Here is a 15,922-nt window from a genome sequence, read left to right on the forward strand (position 1 = left end):
TTATTCTAAATGTTTCAGGATTTCGGCCAGGGCAACCGCTATTTGCAATCGGTTCAGCCAATAGAAAGGATTCGCCAGGCCATTGGCGTGGGCAGCACTTTTGTGAACAATGGCGCCCTGCGTTTTTCCACCGAGAGCCCCATGCCTGAAACCACCGTCGAATTGATCCAGACCGGCCCCGAAGAAGCCGAACTGATCCGCAATCTTTACCAGTACTACGCCTATGAGTCTTCGGACTGGGAACAGGAAGATGTCGAGGCCGATGGGCGTTTCTACATCCATGACGAACACTTGGCCCGCTACTGGAGCGACCCGCAATGGAGCGCCAACCTGCTGCTGGTAGACGGCTACATCGCCGGCTTCCTGTTGATCGAAGGCAGCGAACTGCCTGGCATCGACGCCCTGGAACTGGCCGACCTGTTCATCCTCAAGCGCTACCGCCGCAAGGGCATCGGCCGCGCCATCGCCAGCCAGGTGCTGTGCAGCGGCGCGGCCAATTGGTTGGTGCGTTTCTATGATCAGGACGAGGTGTCCCAGGCGTTCTGGCGCACCGTGCTGGATAACCTGCCGCGCCCGGTGCAGAGCATTGAATTGGACGATGACCCGCAGTTGGTGAACTACCTGATTACCCGGGCATCGCTGCATTGACGGGCTGGGGCTTTCTCTCGATGAGCATAGATATCCTACGGTGACCACGATGCGAAGCGAGCCGCTCTTGATCTGCTTTTGATCTTGATCTTAAGCGCCCCGTCAAACCACGCTGGCCGAACGCAGGCTTGAATTCGTGGGTAACCCGGCAGGACGCCGGGTTAGCCGCCCCGCGCCATGGATGGCGCGTGGCGGCGGCCCACGGATTCAAGCCTGCGTTCGGGCACACCGAGCCTAGGCGAGGTGCCGAGTGGTGGGGCAAGAGCCCTTTTGGTGGGCCTGTCCCCCGGCAGCGTACGCCATGAAGCTGGTTATCCAGTCTTCTGCCTCAAGCTCTTTGCATATTCGTTCGGAGAACGATACCCCAGAGCTGAGTGCAGTCGACTGCTGTTGTAAAACCCATGCACATAGCTGGCGATCGATAGCTGTGCCTGTTTTTTGGTGGGGTAGACCCCAAAAGCCTCCTCTCTTTTCAGCGTAGCGAAAAAACTCTCCGCCACTGCGTTATCCCAGCAATTTCCCTTTCGACTCATGCTCTGTTTGAAGTCCTTCTTAGCTAACGCTAGACGGAACTTACTGCTTGCGTACTGACGGGCCCTGATCGGAGTGAAATACTGCTCCGCTAGTGCCAGAACAGGCGCTCCAGGCATTCAGAAACGCACTTTCCACCAGGCCATCTGGCATGCGGTCTGACAAGCTGTAGCCCAAGATCTGGCGGGTCTGGATGCTCAACACTACGGCCAGATACAGCCAACCCTCTCTGGTTGGGAGATAGGTGATATCACTGACCCAAGTCGGAGTGGGGTTATCGATGGCAAACTGCCGCGCCACCACATTGTTCGCGACCGGCAAGTAATGGTTGCTGTCAGTGGTACAGGGCCTGAAACCGCGTTTGGACTTGCCGTGAATACCCTCCTCCTGCATCAACCGGCTGACTCGCTTGTGGCCCACTGCATACGATTTCTGGCGTAAGGCTGCGACCAACCGTGGCCGACCGTAGGTGTGTCGACTGGCCGCATAGACGCTGCGCAACTCAATGCGAATCTGAGCGTCAGGATCAGGGCGAGGCTGCCTGTGCGTGTAATCGTAGAAACCTGAAGTTGAGACTTCCATCACCCGGCACAACATACGTACCGGGTATTGAGTCCGTTCAGCAGCGACGAAGGCGTATCTCACCTGGACTCTCTGGCGAAGAATACCGCCGCCTTTTTTAGGATTTCACGCTCCATTTTTAGCTCGGCAACCTCGGCTCGCAGGCGGGCACAATGAAGATCAAATGTGGGAGCTGGCTTGCCTGCGAAAGCGGTCGTGCAGTAACAGATACAGTGACTGACACACCACCTTCGCGAGCAAGTCGAATCGCCTCACTTCACCCGCAACACAATCTTGCCGATATGGTCCCCACCTTCCATCCGCGCATGGGCCTGGGCGGCGTCGGTGTAGGCGTAGACCTGGTCGATCATCGGTAGGCAGCGCCCGGCACTGAGTACCGGCCACACGTGTTCGCGCAGTTGCTGGGCAATCTCGGCCTTTTCTTCCCGGGTGCGGGCGCGCAGCAGTGAGCCGGTGATCACCGCGCGTTTGCCGAGGATGGTCAGCAGGTCGACGTCGTTGGCCTTGCCGCCACCGAGGAAGCCGAGGATCACCAGGTGGCCGTCCATGCCCAGGGCCTTGAGGTTATTGTTCAGGTACGAGGCGCCCATGATATCGAGGATCACGTTGACGCCTTTGCCGTCGGTCTGTTTGGCGATGACCTCGGCAAAGTCCTGTTCGCGGTAGTTGATCGGCTCGGCACCGAGCTTGGCAATCGCCGCGCATTTGTCGGCGCTGCCCGCCGTGGCGAATGCCTGGATGCCGAACTCCTGGCAGAGCATCAACGCGGTGGTACCGATGCCACTGGTGCCGCCGTGGATCAATGCGCGCTGGCCCTTATGGGCACCGCCGAGGCCGAACAGGTTGGCCCAGACCGTGAAGAACGTTTCTGGCACGGCAGCGGCCTGAATCCAGTCCATGCCCGCAGGGATCGGCAGCGCCTGGCTGGCCGGCACCGCGCAATACTGCGCATAGCCGCCGCCATTGGTCAGGGCACAGACCTTGTCGCCCAGGCTGTATTCGTTCACGCCAGTGCCCAGCGCCACCACTTCACCGGCCACTTCCAACCCCGGGATCGGGCTCATGCCGGGCTTCATCGGGTATTTGCCCGCGCGCTGCAAGGCGTCTGGGCGGTTGACCCCGGCGGCGTGCACGCGAATCAGAATCTCGCCTGGCCCGGCCACTGGCACGTCGGCGCTGCGCGGCTGCAAGACCTCGGGCCCGCCAGGGGTGGTGATTTCGATCAGGGTCATTTCTTGGGGAAGCGTCATGGAAAAATTCCTGTAGCGATGAGCGTATGGGTTGGGACCGTAGCGCGGGGTCGGCAGTTCAGCAAGATCATGCCGAGTTCTTTGGGCAATGCAAACGCAGGATTTCAGCACAAGCCTGCAAGTGCGGCGACGCGACGTTGGACACACTGACTGCCGGTCATTTTCGACGCAAATAGGTGGCATATGAACCAAGCAAGAAATCAGGATATCGGGCTGTTGTTTCTGCGGGTCAGCGGGGCGTTGTTCCTGCTGTGGGTGCATGGGTTGCCCAAGCTGTTCCACTACAGCGAGCAATTGAAGCTGATCGAGGACCCGTTTCACCTGGGCGCCCATGTCACGTTGCTGCTGGCGATCTTTGCCGAGGTGCTGTGCCCGCTGCTGATCATCGCGGGCGTGCTGGTGCGCCTGGCGTGCCTGCCGATCCTGGCGGTGCTGGTCATCGCGTTGCTGGTGGTGCACCCGGAGTGGACGCTGTTCGAAGGTCAGTTCGGCTGGCTGCTGTTGATCATCTTTACCAGCATCCTCATTGCCGGGCCGGGCCGGCTGGTATTGGCTCAGCGCTTTGCTTGAACAAAAAAAGGCCGGGCGAGCCCGGCCAAACAAGGAGAGGATGTTTCAAGGTTCAGCGGTTCAGGAACCCCAACAGGTCTTCATTGAGCTGTTGAGCGTGGGTCACGGCAAACCCGTGCGGCGCATCCTTGTACACTTTCAGTTGTGCGCCCTCGATCATCTGGGCCGCGACTTTGCCGGTGGTGTCGAACGGCACGATCTGGTCGCCGTCGCCATGGATCACCAGGGTCGGTACGTCGATCTTGGCCATGTCCGGGCGGAAGTCGGTTTGCGAGAACGCGGTGACGCAATCCACGGTCGACTTGAGCGAGGCAAGCATGGCGATCTGCAGGGTCTGGCTGAGCACACCCTCTGAAACGTGCTGGCCTTTATTGAGACCGAAGAACGGCGTGTTGAAGTCGCTGATGAACTGCGCACGATCCTTCAACAGGCCTGCCTTGATGCCATCGAACACCTCACCAGGCACGCCTTGGGGGTAGTCGGCTTGCTGGCCGAAGATCGGCGTGACCGCGCCCAACAACACCAGGCCGGCGACACGGGCACTGCCGTGGCGGGCGATGTAGCGCGCCACGTCACCGCCACCCATGGAGAAGCCCACCAGGGTCACGTCCTGCAGGTCCAGGTGTTCGATCAACTGGGCGATATCGTCAGCGAAGGTGTCGTAGTCGTTACCGGTCCAGGGCTGGTCCGAGCGGCCAAAACCACGACGGTCAAAGGCAATGGTGCGAAAGCCACGGCTGCTCAGGTATTCCATCTGGTATTCCCACATGTCCGCATCCAGCGGCCAGCCGTGGCTGAACAGCACGGGCTTACCGCTGCCCCAGTCCTTGAAGTAGATCTGGGTACCGTCTTTGGCAACGAATGTGCTCATCTGAAACTCCTTGCAGGGCTGAAAAAGGGCGGTGAAAAAACCGCATCACTATTGCCGTAAACCTGAGCCGAGGCTTGTATGGGTGTGCTTGTCTCACCAACTGAACTTGAGCTCCATGCCCAGGTAATTGCTGTCGTGTCCACCGGCATCACGCAGGGTCTGGCCGACCGCGTAGTGCACGGCCTCGACCGCACCGCTGAGGTTGGGCGTAAAGGCGTAGTCGGTGCGCAGTTGACCGTAGGCGCCGGTCCAGCGCTCACCTTGGCCCGCCGTGCCAGCCACGGGCAGGTTGGGCTGGGTGTAGACGGCGTCTGCGGTGGTCTGCCGCCACAGCAGGCCGACGGCGGTTTGCACGCTGAGCTTGGCGAGGGGCTTGACGGTAATCGACGGCTTGACGTGGATCAGGTTGCTGTAGCCGGTATAGCCCGCCAGGGAAAAGTAATAGCCATTGGGGAACAGCGGGTTGAAGGTGCCGACCCGGCCGTCACCGGCCTGGCGGTCACCGGAAGCGATATCCAGTTGCAGGCCGATACGCGGCTTCCAGGCCAGCGTGTCAAAGGTGTAGCCGGTGCGGCTGCCACCGGCCCAGGCGCGAATCGTCTTGCTACCCACCGAGCCCCGTTGCAGCATGGCTTCGACGTCCCAGTCGAAACCCTGGGCTGCGCCACCGAGGCGGGCGTCCAGCAACTGGCGCGTCTCTTCGCCGTCGGCGTCCAGGTAATGAGCGGCGCTGCGCTCGTACACGCCGTAATAGGCCGACAGCTCATTGGTGCCGCCCACCAGCCGCTCGACCCGCAGCATGTGGAAGCGCGCGTCGCTGTTGGACTTGTCGTCGAAATGCCGGCCATCCTGATACTGCACCGGTTGGCTGGCGATCCCGATAAAGCGCCATTGCGGCGTTTCCCAGTCCGCCCACAACGCATCGAAGGACTGCCGCACATTCGGGCCGTCCCGTGACGAGATGAAGCGCTGCAAGTCGAAGGCGAAATCCTGGCGGCCAGCCCGTGCCTTGAAGGTGCCGGCGCTGAAGGTCTTCACGTATTCGGCAAAGGCCAGGCGCAGGTCGACGCGGTTCTGGTCGGCACCGCCAATCGTGGTCTTGTCATAGGCCCGCACATCTTCCAGCTGGGTGAACAGCCGCCAGTGTTCGTTCAGGTGCAAGTCGGCGTGCACCTGAAAGCGCTGGATCAGGTAGCGGTCACGCGGTACATCCCGCACGCCGAACCCGCTGGCGTCGTTCATCTCGAAGCGTTCACGCAAGGTTGCGCCCAACGACAAGTAGGTGAACGGGTTGGCGGCGGACAGTGGGATGTACTTGAGGTTGTCCAGCGGTTGCGTGCGCAACGCCGGGTCCTTGAGCACAGACCAGTCCTCCTGCCAGCGGTTGGCCTTGATCACCGGGCGTACCGGCGGGTCGTCGGCCTGCACGCTGCCAGCAAGCAACGGCCACAGCACCGCCAGGCTCCAGCCTGCGTGACGAATCATTTTGCCGCGCTGAGTTGGTGGATTTCTGCGACATAACCGCCGGGGAACTCCACCAACGCACTGCGCCGACCTTTGCTGTCGAACGCCGGCACCAGCACGGTGGCACCAGACCCGGTGGCCTTGCCCAGGGTGGCGGCGAGGTCGTTGACCTGATAACCGGTGGTGTCGTGGCCGAACGGGTAGGGCAGTTGGCCGTTGGTGACCAGCACCGCCATGCGCCCGAACGGCGATTCGATATCCACGCGGCGGTAGTGGCCGCCGGCCTGGCCGACATCAACCCCTGGGGCGTGCTTGTCGTCGCTCACTACCTTGCCGTGGGAGAAACCCAGGAACGCCTTGATAAACCGCTCGGCGCTGTCGTGAGACACATACACACGGTTTTCCGGCACGGTGTCGAAGGCGGTGTAATCCGGGGTCTTGGTGTGCCAGTAGAGCTGCATGTTCACACCACCCGGCCACTGCACCACGGCATCACGGCCGATGGGGTCGGGGAAATCGCTGACGATCACATCGGCGCCATTTTCCCGCGCGGCCTTGAGGGCCACGTCCATGTCCTTGACCAGATAGCCGTTGCGTTCCTGGCCGAACGGGTGGGGTACGGGGGTGGTAAAGCCGAACAACGACACCGTACCCGCCGGGGTTTGCAGCAGCTGCGAGGTGGTGCTGCTCGGTACCGGCAGCACATTGACCACGACCTGGGGCGTGCTTTTGCCGCCGAAGGTGGCGAGGAAACTCTGGGCAAAACGGTCCACATCGGCCGGTGCCACATACACATGGCTGGTGTCGTATTGCGGCGCCACGGCCACGCTTGGGGTGGCGGCGAACGCGCTGTTCATCATCGCGCTTGCCAGCAGCGTCAATGCCAGCGATACCTTGGTTGTTGTGTTACCCATGCCCGTTCTCCAGCGCTTCTGAGGGTTCGAAAGCCGTGAGGTTAGGGGGGGCAGGGCGGTGGGGAATTGTATGGACGTGCTCGGTTGAACGTTTCAGCTACCTGACGCACCTCAATTTAAATGTGGGAGCTGGCTTGCCTGCGATGACGGCGTGTCAGTCACTGCATCTATGACTGCACGACCGCTTTCGCAGGCAAGCCAGCTCCCACATTTGATCTTCGCTGCTTTGGGCATTGCGGTCAGGCCACCATGATGATCTTCGATACCAATTCCACCACCGTCTTGGCCTGCAGTTTCTTCATCAACCGCGCCCGGTGCACCTCAACGGTGCGGTGGGAGATCGTCAGGCGCAGGGCGATTTCCTTGGATTTGAAGCCGTTGACGATGTGCATGGCAATTTCCCGCTCACGGGGCGTGAGGTCGCCGGTGCCCTGGTGCATGCGGTCCAGGCGTTCGAAGTGCCAGATCATCAGTTTGAATGGGTCTTTGGGGGTGAGGGTGTAGCCGTGGGACTTGGCCCAGAACACTTCGCCGTTGTGGTGCTGCATGAAGCGTTCATCGGAATAAAAGCCGTTGTCGCTGTCGAGCAGCCAGTCATGGCTGCGCTTGCCGATGGCGTGGTAGTCGGCCTGGGACGGGTAGATCAGCAGGGTCAGTTGGTTGACCAGTGCATCGCGCGTATAGCCGAACAGCTTCAGAAAAGCGTCGTTGCAGTCGAGAATCACGCGGTCGCTGGTGACGATCTGCGGGGCAGGGGACAGCTTGAACGCCAGGCGTTCGAGGTCGGGAAATTGCTGGGCTAGCGCGGTCATGGGGCATCCTGCCTCGTTGTTCAATGCCCTGGGGCGCTACTTACCCGTGTAAGTAGTTACACGAATTGGCGCACGATCAGGGGTGGGTCATTGTAAGTAAAGTCCGAATCAAGAACAGAAGAAATTGATTATGCCTGCTGATTGCGTCTCCATTGTTGCCGCTGGTCACTCCCGCTTTGGTCGCCTGGAAGGCACGACGCTGGAAGACCTGATCGTCCAGGTGACCCGGGAAGCCCTGAGCGACGCCGAGATTGACGCGTCGCAAATCGATGCGTTGTTCCTCGGTCATTTCAACTCGGGGCTGGTGCCCGACGGGTTTGCCGCCTCATTGCTATTGCAAGCCGACCCCGGTCTGCGCTTCAAACCTGCCACCCGCTGTGAAAACGCCTGTGCGTCCGGCTCGGCAGCGATCCAGGCGGGGGTCAATGCGATTCTCTCCGGCAGCGCCGAGCTGGTATTGGTAGTGGGCGCCGAGAAGATGACCCACACCAGCACCGCCGCAGTCACCCAAGCCTTGGCCGGGGCCGGCTACCAGAACGACCCGGCCGAAGCCGGCCTGAGTTTCCCGCAGTTGTTCGGCCGCGCCGCCCGCCAATACGCCGAGCGTTACCACTGCCCGCTGGGCTCGATGGCGGCCATCGCCACCAAAAACCACTCCAATGCCATGGCCAACCCCTTGGCGCAGATGCATCGGGAGATGAATTTCGAGCACTGCAACAACGTCTCCCAAAGCAACCCGTTCGTGGCCGAGTCCCTGCGCCTGACCGATTGCTCGTTGATCAGCGATGGCGCCGCCGCCATCATCCTCGCCTCGCCCAAACGTGCGCGTGCGTTTCGTCGCGAGGTGCAGATACGTGCAATGACCCAGGTCAACGACACGCTGCCCATCGCCCAACGCGACATCCTCGCCTTCGAGGGCCCGCAGCGGGCGATTCACTCAGCATTGCGCGGCGCAAATGTGACCCTGGCCGACCTGAGCTTCGCCGAGGTGCACGACTGCTTCACCATTGCCGAGTTGCTGATCTACGAAGCCATGGGTCTGGCGCCCAAGGGCGAAGGCCATCGCGTGCTCGACAGCGGCGTGGTGCGCGCCGGCGGGCGCTTGCCGGTGAACCTTTCCGGCGGGCTCAAGGCCAAGGGGCACCCCGTCGGTGCCACGGGGGTGTCCATGCATGCCTTGGCGTTCCGGCAATTGACCGGCGAACCGATTGGCCTGGCGGTGCCCAACCCGGAGTTTGGCCTGGTGTTCAATATGGGCGGCATGGCGGTGGCCAACTACGCCTCGGTCCTGCAGGCACGCCGGAGCTGAGCCATGAACATTGCCAACTGGCTGCACGACACCCAGCGCCGGGCCCCGCAACGCCCGGCCTTGTTCGACGGCAGCGTGCAAGTGGCCGACTACGCCACCTTCGCCGCCCACGTGCGCCAACGCGCCGCGCACCTGGTGGAGCAGCATGGCCTGGTGCCGGGAGACGCGGTGGCGCTGCTGATGAAAAACAGCTGCGACTACCTGGAACTGCTCTACGCCATCTGGTGGATGGGCGGGGTGGCGGTGCCGATCAACGCCAAGCTGCACCCCAGCGAAGCGGCGTGGATTACCGATAATGCCGAGGCGCGGTTGATCTTTACCGACGGCGGCCAGGTATTTTCATCGCGGGATTTGCCCGCGCATTGCACGGAACTGGACGGCCACCCGCTGCCGCCCAGCCATGGTTGGCCCGGCCTGGAGCAGCCGGTGCCCCGCCAGGATCACGACCTCGCCTGGCTGTTCTACACCTCCGGCACCACCGGGCGCTCCAAGGGCGTGATGCTGTCCCACGGCAACCTGATCGCCATGTCGCTGTGCTACGCCACGGATGTCGATCAAGTGAACGCCGACGATGCGGCGCTGTATGCCGCGCCCATGTCCCACGGCGCCGGCCTGTACAACTTCATCCATGTGCGCTGCGGCGCCCGGCATGTGGTGCCGGCTTCCCATGGCTTCGATGCCGCCGAGCTGTTCGGGCTGGCCGAGCACATGGGCGATGTGTCGTTGTTTGCTGCGCCGACCATGGTCAAGCGCATGGTCGAGCAGGCGCGGCGCCAGGATTATCACGGCGCCGGCATCAAGACCATCGTCTACGGCGGCGGCCCCATGTACCTGGCCGACCTGCGCGAAGCAGTCGACACCTTCGGCCCGCGCCTGGTGCAGATCTACGGCCAGGGCGAGAGCCCGATGACCATCAGCGTCTTGCCACGCGCCTTGATCGCCGAGCGCCAGCGTCCCGACTGGGCCACCTTGGCCGCCTCGGTGGGCCACGCGCAAGCCTGTGTCGAGATCCGCATTCTTGATGCCGAGCACCAGCCACTGCCCACCGGCGAGCGCGGTGAAATCGCGGTGCGTGGCGCCACGGTGATGCAAGGCTATTGGCGCAACCCGCAGGCCACGCGCCAGACGCTGGTGGACGGCTGGCTGCTGACCGGCGACATCGGCTACCTCGACCCGGCCGGCTACCTGACCCTGACGGATCGCTCCAAGGACGTGATCATCAGTGGCGGCAGCAACGTGTACCCGCGTGAAGTCGAGGAAGTGCTGGCCCAGCATCCCGAGGTGTTCGAAGTGTGCGTGGTGGGCGAGCCGGACGCGCAATGGGGTGAGTCGGTGGTGGCCTTTGTCGTGACGCGCAGCGGCCAGCCGCTGGACGAAAGCGAGCTGACGGCCTGGTTCCTGGCGCGCATGGCCTCGTTCAAAAAGCCGAAAAAATATGTGTGGCGCAGCGATTTGCCGAAAAACAGCTACGGCAAGATTCTCAAGACCGACTTGCGGCATTGGCTGCAAACCGCGAGTATCGCCGCGCTTTAACATGGATCGATAATCAGACAAGGAGTCCCCACGATGGGCAATCCCGCACAAGACACCGTCCGCAAGCGCCGCCGTGCGTTTCTGGGCGCCACCTCCGGCCACTTGATCGAGTGGTACGACTACGGCGTGTATGGCTTTCTCGCGGTCTATATCGGCCAGGCGTTCTTCGTCTCCGATGACCCCACCACCAGCCTGTTGGCCAGCTTTGCCGCGTTTGCACTGAGCTTCTTTATCCGCCCTCTGGGTGGGCTGTTCTTTGGCCCGCTGGCGGACAAGATCGGCCGGCGCAAAACCCTGATCATGGCGCTGGTGATGATGACCGGCTCCACGGTGATGCTGGGCCTGTTGCCGACCTACGCCAGCCTGGGCATCGCCGCACCGATCCTGTTGATTCTGGTGCGCTGCGTACAGGGCTTCTCGGCGGGCGGCGAAATCGGCACCGTCACCAGCTTCATCTCTGAATACGCCGGGCCCGGTCGCCGCGGCTTCGCCACTTGCTGGCTGATGGTCACCGCCGTGCTTGGCCTGCTGCTCGGTGGCGCCGTGGCCAATGGCATGACCTGGGGGCTGGGCGCCGAGGTCATGCAGGAATGGGCCTGGCGCGTACCGTTCCTGATCGCCGCGCCCCTGGGCTTTATCTCCATGTACATCCGCCTCAAGCTCGAAGACAGCCCCGAGTTCCTGGCCCTGCAACGCGCCGGGCAAACGTCGCGGGCGCCGCTGCGCGAGGTCTGGCAGTGGAAGCGTGCGATTGCCCTAGTGTTCTTTATCATCACTTTGCACAGCTCGATTTTCTACCTGGTGCTGACCTTTGCCTCGACCTACATGGCCAAGATCCTCAAGTTCGACAGCGGCACCACCTTGCTGTACGTGTTCGTCGCCAGCTTCTCGGCGGCTTTCGTGATGCCATTTGGCGGGGCCTTTACCGATAAATACGGGCGCAAGCCGTTCCTGATGGTGATCGGCACCTTGGCGACCCTGGCGATGTTCTGGCTGTTCAAATCCGCCCCCACCGCCACCCCGGCGACCTTCTTCGCGCCGTTGATGGCGGTGGCGATTTTGTTCGGGCTGTACGCGTCGTCAACCTATGCGCTGATGAGTGAACTGCTGCCCACGCGCATTCGTTCCACCGGGATTGCGGTGGCCTATAACGTGCCGGTGGCGGTATTTGGCGGCAGCGCACCGTTGATTTCCACCTGGCTGATCAAGGTGACAGGCGACATTACCTCGCCGTGGTATTTCTACGTGGCGACCGGGGTGGTGTCGTTGCTGGCGTTGGTGGTGTTGCGCAAGGAGGATTTTGTCGCCAGCGGTCACTCCACGGCCGTGCCCGCCAGCGCTGCGCTGGCTTGAAGCACGAACACCCCGTAGGAGCGAGCTTGCCCGCGAAAAACTCATAGGCGCCGCGCTTATTCAGGCAGCACGCGTTATCGTTGACGCTTTTCGCGAGCAAGAACTATGCGTCCCCCTCGCTCCTACAGGTACAGAGAATTGCCATGCCGGCCACCCGCTTGACCCTGATCTGCCACGCCATCACGCCCCTGCAAAAGCAGGGGCGTTTCTCTGATGACGAGTCCGTCACGATGGACTGGCAGGGCGCGGCCTTGTCCCTGGCCGGGCGCTACAAACAACAGGCACGCCTGGTGTGCGGCCCTGAAGTGAGAGCCCGTCAAACCGCGGGCTTGTTCGGCAATAACGCCCAGGTCGAACCCGCCTTACGCGACCTGGATGTCGGCATATGGAAAGGCCAGGCTATCGGCCAGCTCGACAGCGAAACCTTGAACACCTGGGCCACCGACAGCACCAGCGCAGCCCACGGCGGCGAGTCGGTGGGTCAGTTGTGCATGCGGGTCGGCCAATGGCTTAAATCCCTCGAAACCCAACCCGGCCATGTCATCGCCGTGACCCACCCGTTCGTCATCCGCGCGGCGATGCTGTACGTCATGCAGTTGCCTGTCTTGATGTTCTACCGGATTGATGTTGAGCCATTATCGTCGGTGGAGTTGCGGTTCAATGGGTATTGGCGGTTGCGGTTAATGGCGTGAAGTACGCATGCCTTACCGCAGGGCACAGACATGTGGCAAAATGGCATCACTTGTTGGTGCCATTGTCTGGCCCACGACACACGACTTTTTGAATTGCCCTAATGATTGACGGGCTGCGTAAGGGATTCTATGCAGATGAACAAGTTGATTGCGGTCAAGACAGGTACGAATAAATTTGAATTCGAAAATCAAGAGAGCCTGAAATGGAATGGCTTTTTTGATGTGGACACGATTCGTTTGATTCTGGGTAATAACGGTTCTGGTAAAACTGCCTTGTTGTGTGACATGGCAGCGTATATTTCATCGCCTGTCTCTACCCCTCGAAGAGCCGTTTATGATGATCGCGAAACATCTTCGGAGAAACTGTCTGACGAAGAGCTTGAACGTATTGGTGTAATTTACTTCTCTCCCGTTCCCTACCGGCGCCGGCTACCTTTTCGTAACCGATTCGTCGATGCTTCTCCTCGGTTTGGAAAGGTAGAGAATTCTGCGCGAGCCGAGCAGTTCTACCAAGTGGCCAGCGATCTGGAATTGAACGCAAGTTTGAGGGCAGAAGTATGTTATGAATTTGAGCTGTTCAAGACCGTGTTGGCGCCTGCGCTTGTCGTCATGAGCAATCTTGCCGGGTTTCAAACGGCGCACAAGCCGGTGATTACATTTTTATCTGAATACGCGAAAATTCAAAAAAAGCGCCAGTTTGTAAGCTCGGATTACTATGAGAATGAACGTTTGAACATCCAGATTGAGCGTTTGCTTGATACCTGCGTGCTCAGGTTGGAGCGTTTTGCTCTATCGAAACTTCCCCGTGGTAAAAGCAATAAGTTAGTAATGCTCGCTGCCTTAACGTCGGTGGCAAAAAAAATCCCTGATCATGATCGTATTGGGCGATTTTTCTTTAATTTTTTTGAACTCGCCAGCGATGGACGTTACGACGAAGATAAGGAAGTGTTCGATTTGCTGATGATGACTTATCGTGCCACGCTCAATTTTATAAAGGTTGGGGCGAAGGATGATATCCGCAAACACCCCCGGTCCTATTCATTTGCTATAGGCTCGGCAGAGGAAATCAAGCAGATAAAAATGTCGACCGCTGCAGTCGAAGTGCGTTGGACAGATCAAAGCTCGGGTGTAAGGGCCCTGGTTGACCAGTTTTTTTTGCTCCGCCAAGGTTTTGTAACCATGGCGGGAAAGAAATTAAAGCACGTCATGGTGCTTATCGATGAGGGCGATGCCTATCTTCATCTTGAGTGGCAGCGCCGTTATATTTCCTTGCTGAATAAATTCCTGGCAGGGGTGAAAGCGGAGTTTGACATGAAGATTGTGCAGGTAGTGGTTGCCACGCACTCCCCTGTGATAACAGGTGATTTTCCAGCGTGCATGGTAACTAACCTGGATGACAGGGTCACACCTCAGAATACGTTTGCAGCTCCATTGGAAGACATTATCCTGAACTCTTTTGGGACTGCTGCCATTGGTGAGTTTGCGGCGGAAAAGATAAATGCACTCCATCAGCGTCTTGAACAGGGCATTTCTTCGGCCTTGGATAAATTATTGCTTGAGAGCATTGGCGATATTGGCATCAAGGAAGCGTTATATCGTGCTCCGGAGAGGCGATATTCATGATTGTTAACATCGCGCGGGTGTGGGAGGACATCGCAGTCAGGCACAAATTATTCATGCTATGGAAGCTGCAAGGACTGACTGATGCCTTAAAAGGATTCGTCGGGCCGGCCATGACTCAGCATCGTCTTGTCGAGTTCTTGGATAAACACAGGGAGGCCATATGTGGGTGTGACCCGTTGGCGCTGCCGGGTGTGATTGTTGCCTTTAGTCAGACTTTTGCCCGTGTTGTTGATATTGACTATTTGAATGGTTTTTTCAAAAAGTATCTGTGCTATAAGGAGTTTTCAGCTAAAGAGAGGGTGGTCCTGTTAAAAAGATGGGACGCCTATGCATTGTGTACATCCATCCGATCGAAAATTTGCCCTTATTGCCATATAACGCCCATTGACACTTATGTAAGTCCTGATGGGTTGAAAGCGTACAGGCCAAATATTGATCATTATTACCCGCAGGCCGAATTTCCTTTACTAGCGTTAACCATGGGGAATTTCATCCCCTGCTGCGAAAAGTGTAACGGGCCACAAATGAAAGGCACTACCCGGTTTGACTTGACACCTCATCTGCACCCCTTGGTGGATGCGGAGAATATATCTTTCAGGCTTGCATATAAGGGCGGGGGGCTAGACTTGAATAAATTGAGACTTCAGGCTGACAGTACGTCCTACGAAATTGAGGTGATGGCAACCAATGGCACATGCCTGAAAGTGGATAATTCAATTGCGACCTTTCGCTTAGTCCCTCGTTATCAAGTCTGTGTACCCGATGCGCTATTAGTGGCGAAACGCTCCAGACTGGGGGGCAGATATAGGATGTTGACCAAGATACTGACAAAGTTGAATTTCTCTGACAAACACCCCTTGGGCTTTGATGAAACGAACGACAGTTATAAAAATGTGATCGCAGGTAAGCTCAAACTTGACATCGCCCGGCAGTTCAAGGTGATTTGACCCAGCAGGGCAACCCAGTAACATGGCAACATTTCACGCCCTGTACTGAGAGCACCCCATGAAACGCATCCTGATCATCGGCATTGGCGCCGGCAACCCTGACTACATCACGATGCAGGCCGTGAAGGCGCTGAACCGTACCGACGTGTTCTTCCTGATGGACAAGGGCCAGAGCAAGGACAAGCTGATCGACCTGCGCCGGGAAATCTGCGACACCTACATCACCGAACCCGGCTACCGTTTTGTCGAGGCCGATTGCCCGGAGCGGGTGCGTGGTGAAATCGACTACACCACCGCCGTGCAAGACCTCAACCGCGATAAGCAGCAGACCTTCGAACGCATGATCAACGAAGAAATGGCCGACGGCGAAGTCGGGGCGTTTTTGGCCTGGGGCGACCCGGCGCTGTACGACAGCACCATTCGTATCTTGCAGGCGATTCTTGCCAGTGGCCGCTGTGTGTTCGAGTTTGAAGTGATCCCCGGTATCACCAGCGTGCAGGCCCTGGCGGCGCAGCATAAGGTGCCGCTCAACCGTATCGGCAAGTCCATCGAAATCACCACTGGGCGACGGCTGGCGGCGGGGCAGGCGAGTGATGCCGATACCCTGGTGGTGATGCTCGACGCCGAAGATTCCTACCGCAGCGTAGCGGATCAGGACCTGGATATTTACTGGGGCGCCTACCTGGGCACGCCGGACGAGATCCTGATCAGCGGTAAAGTGGCGCACGTGGCAGAAGAGATCGAACGGGTACGCAAGGCGGCACGCCTGGAAAACGGCTGGATCATGGACACCTATTTGCTGCGCAAACCCTGAGGTAAACCC

15 protein-coding genes and 1 pseudogene are annotated in these 15,922 nt (G+C 59.4%); 9 read left to right on the plus strand and 7 right to left on the minus strand.

The window, feature by feature from the left end:
* Window positions 1–9 precede the first annotated feature (9 nt).
* Window positions 10–648 carry a GNAT family N-acetyltransferase gene (locus tag GH769_RS07775; RefSeq protein WP_014718092.1) on the plus strand — a complete coding sequence of 213 codons (639 nt, stop codon included), beginning with the start codon at window positions 10–12 and terminating at the stop codon, window positions 646–648.
* 311 nt (window positions 649–959) lie between these two features.
* Here GH769_RS07775 and GH769_RS29375 read toward each other — a convergent pair whose 3' ends face one another.
* The 3 genes and pseudogenes from GH769_RS29375 to GH769_RS07790 all read right to left on the minus strand — a co-directional run bounded on the left by GH769_RS29375 (window position 960) and on the right by GH769_RS07790 (window position 3,011).
* The gene (locus GH769_RS29375) at window positions 960–1,298 is read right to left on the minus strand and encodes an integrase core domain-containing protein (protein WP_153649605.1); all 339 of its coding nucleotides are present in this window, start codon (window positions 1,296–1,298) and stop codon (window positions 960–962) included.
* A pseudogene (locus GH769_RS07785) lies at window positions 1,222–1,848 on the minus strand (IS3 family transposase); the annotation flags it as partial. The pseudogene GH769_RS07785 and the gene GH769_RS29375, both read right to left, overlap by 77 nt.
* A gap of 164 nt (window positions 1,849–2,012) precedes the next feature.
* Window positions 2,013–3,011, minus strand: coding sequence for an NAD(P)H-quinone oxidoreductase (locus GH769_RS07790; RefSeq protein WP_032903454.1), 999 nt, complete (start codon window positions 3,009–3,011; stop codon window positions 2,013–2,015).
* 183 nt (window positions 3,012–3,194) lie between these two features.
* Here GH769_RS07790 and GH769_RS07795 point away from each other — a divergent pair, with 183 nt between their 5' ends.
* Complete coding sequence (locus GH769_RS07795) at window positions 3,195–3,581, plus strand: DoxX family protein (RefSeq protein ID WP_014718097.1); 387 nt, start codon at window positions 3,195–3,197, stop codon at window positions 3,579–3,581.
* 52 nt (window positions 3,582–3,633) lie between these two features.
* On the opposite strand, the gene GH769_RS07800 is transcribed toward GH769_RS07795, so the two are convergent.
* The 4 genes from GH769_RS07800 to GH769_RS07815 all read right to left on the minus strand — a co-directional run bounded on the left by GH769_RS07800 (window position 3,634) and on the right by GH769_RS07815 (window position 7,642).
* Window positions 3,634–4,452, minus strand: coding sequence for an alpha/beta fold hydrolase (locus GH769_RS07800; protein WP_014718098.1), 819 nt, complete (start codon window positions 4,450–4,452; stop codon window positions 3,634–3,636).
* A 93-nt stretch (window positions 4,453–4,545) separates the two neighbouring features.
* Entirely contained in the window at window positions 4,546–5,937 is a 1,392-nt protein-coding gene (locus GH769_RS07805; RefSeq protein ID WP_014718099.1) for an alginate export family protein, read from the minus strand.
* Complete coding sequence (locus GH769_RS07810) at window positions 5,934–6,830, minus strand: VOC family protein (RefSeq protein WP_019817307.1); 897 nt, start codon at window positions 6,828–6,830, stop codon at window positions 5,934–5,936. Before GH769_RS07810 ends, GH769_RS07805 begins: the two co-directional genes overlap by 4 nt.
* Before the next feature lie 239 nt (window positions 6,831–7,069).
* Window positions 7,070–7,642 (minus strand): LuxR C-terminal-related transcriptional regulator, encoded by a 573-nt coding sequence (locus GH769_RS07815; protein WP_032903456.1) that lies wholly within the window; start codon window positions 7,640–7,642, stop codon window positions 7,070–7,072.
* A gap of 130 nt (window positions 7,643–7,772) precedes the next feature.
* Here GH769_RS07815 and GH769_RS07820 point away from each other — a divergent pair, with 130 nt between their 5' ends.
* From GH769_RS07820 to cobF, 7 genes are all read left to right on the plus strand, one after another.
* The gene (locus GH769_RS07820) at window positions 7,773–8,951 is read left to right on the plus strand and encodes an acetyl-CoA acetyltransferase (protein ID WP_014718101.1); all 1,179 of its coding nucleotides are present in this window, start codon (window positions 7,773–7,775) and stop codon (window positions 8,949–8,951) included.
* Window positions 8,952–8,954: 3 nt separating this feature from the next.
* On the plus strand, window positions 8,955–10,484 hold the full coding sequence (locus tag GH769_RS07825) for a class I adenylate-forming enzyme family protein (RefSeq protein ID WP_032903457.1): 1,530 nt from the start codon (window positions 8,955–8,957) through the stop codon (window positions 10,482–10,484).
* A 33-nt stretch (window positions 10,485–10,517) separates the two neighbouring features.
* Window positions 10,518–11,837 carry an MFS transporter gene (locus GH769_RS07830; RefSeq protein WP_014718103.1) on the plus strand — a complete coding sequence of 440 codons (1,320 nt, stop codon included), beginning with the start codon at window positions 10,518–10,520 and terminating at the stop codon, window positions 11,835–11,837.
* Between the two features lie 143 nt (window positions 11,838–11,980).
* Entirely contained in the window at window positions 11,981–12,529 is a 549-nt protein-coding gene (locus tag GH769_RS07835; RefSeq protein WP_019817304.1) for a histidine phosphatase family protein, read from the plus strand.
* A 135-nt stretch (window positions 12,530–12,664) separates the two neighbouring features.
* A complete protein-coding gene (locus GH769_RS07840) occupies window positions 12,665–14,152 on the plus strand; it encodes an AAA family ATPase (protein ID WP_130175625.1) in 1,488 nt (495 codons plus the stop codon).
* Window positions 14,149–15,099 carry a hypothetical protein gene (locus tag GH769_RS07845; protein ID WP_019817302.1) on the plus strand — a complete coding sequence of 317 codons (951 nt, stop codon included), beginning with the start codon at window positions 14,149–14,151 and terminating at the stop codon, window positions 15,097–15,099. Before GH769_RS07840 ends, GH769_RS07845 begins: the two co-directional genes overlap by 4 nt.
* A gap of 58 nt (window positions 15,100–15,157) precedes the next feature.
* Complete coding sequence (cobF, locus tag GH769_RS07850) at window positions 15,158–15,913, plus strand: precorrin-6A synthase (deacetylating) (protein ID WP_019817301.1); 756 nt, start codon at window positions 15,158–15,160, stop codon at window positions 15,911–15,913.
* The last annotated feature ends 9 nt before the right edge of the window (window positions 15,914–15,922 follow it).

This window comes from Pseudomonas sp. CFSAN084952, from assembly GCF_009648855.1.
GTDB classification, from domain to species: domain Bacteria; phylum Pseudomonadota; class Gammaproteobacteria; order Pseudomonadales; family Pseudomonadaceae; genus Aquipseudomonas; species Aquipseudomonas paracarnis.

Coding starts and splice junctions, on each gene's coding strand:
- GH769_RS07775 (WP_014718092.1), top strand. CDS start 10: ATGTTTCAGGATTTCGGCCAGGGCAACCGCTATTTGCAATCGGTTCAG.
- GH769_RS29375 (WP_153649605.1), bottom strand. CDS start 1,298: ATGCCTGGAGCGCCTGTTCTGGCACTAGCGGAGCAGTATTTCACTCCG.
- GH769_RS07790 (WP_032903454.1), bottom strand. CDS start 3,011: ATGACGCTTCCCCAAGAAATGACCCTGATCGAAATCACCACCCCTGGC.
- GH769_RS07795 (WP_014718097.1), top strand. CDS start 3,195: ATGAACCAAGCAAGAAATCAGGATATCGGGCTGTTGTTTCTGCGGGTC.
- GH769_RS07800 (WP_014718098.1), bottom strand. CDS start 4,452: ATGAGCACATTCGTTGCCAAAGACGGTACCCAGATCTACTTCAAGGAC.
- GH769_RS07805 (WP_014718099.1), bottom strand. CDS start 5,937: ATGATTCGTCACGCAGGCTGGAGCCTGGCGGTGCTGTGGCCGTTGCTT.
- GH769_RS07810 (WP_019817307.1), bottom strand. CDS start 6,830: ATGGGTAACACAACAACCAAGGTATCGCTGGCATTGACGCTGCTGGCA.
- GH769_RS07815 (WP_032903456.1), bottom strand. CDS start 7,642: ATGACCGCGCTAGCCCAGCAATTTCCCGACCTCGAACGCCTGGCGTTC.
- GH769_RS07820 (WP_014718101.1), top strand. CDS start 7,773: ATGCCTGCTGATTGCGTCTCCATTGTTGCCGCTGGTCACTCCCGCTTT.
- GH769_RS07825 (WP_032903457.1), top strand. CDS start 8,955: ATGAACATTGCCAACTGGCTGCACGACACCCAGCGCCGGGCCCCGCAA.
- GH769_RS07830 (WP_014718103.1), top strand. CDS start 10,518: ATGGGCAATCCCGCACAAGACACCGTCCGCAAGCGCCGCCGTGCGTTT.
- GH769_RS07835 (WP_019817304.1), top strand. CDS start 11,981: ATGCCGGCCACCCGCTTGACCCTGATCTGCCACGCCATCACGCCCCTG.
- GH769_RS07840 (WP_130175625.1), top strand. CDS start 12,665: ATGAACAAGTTGATTGCGGTCAAGACAGGTACGAATAAATTTGAATTC.
- GH769_RS07845 (WP_019817302.1), top strand. CDS start 14,149: ATGATTGTTAACATCGCGCGGGTGTGGGAGGACATCGCAGTCAGGCAC.
- cobF (WP_019817301.1), top strand. CDS start 15,158: ATGAAACGCATCCTGATCATCGGCATTGGCGCCGGCAACCCTGACTAC.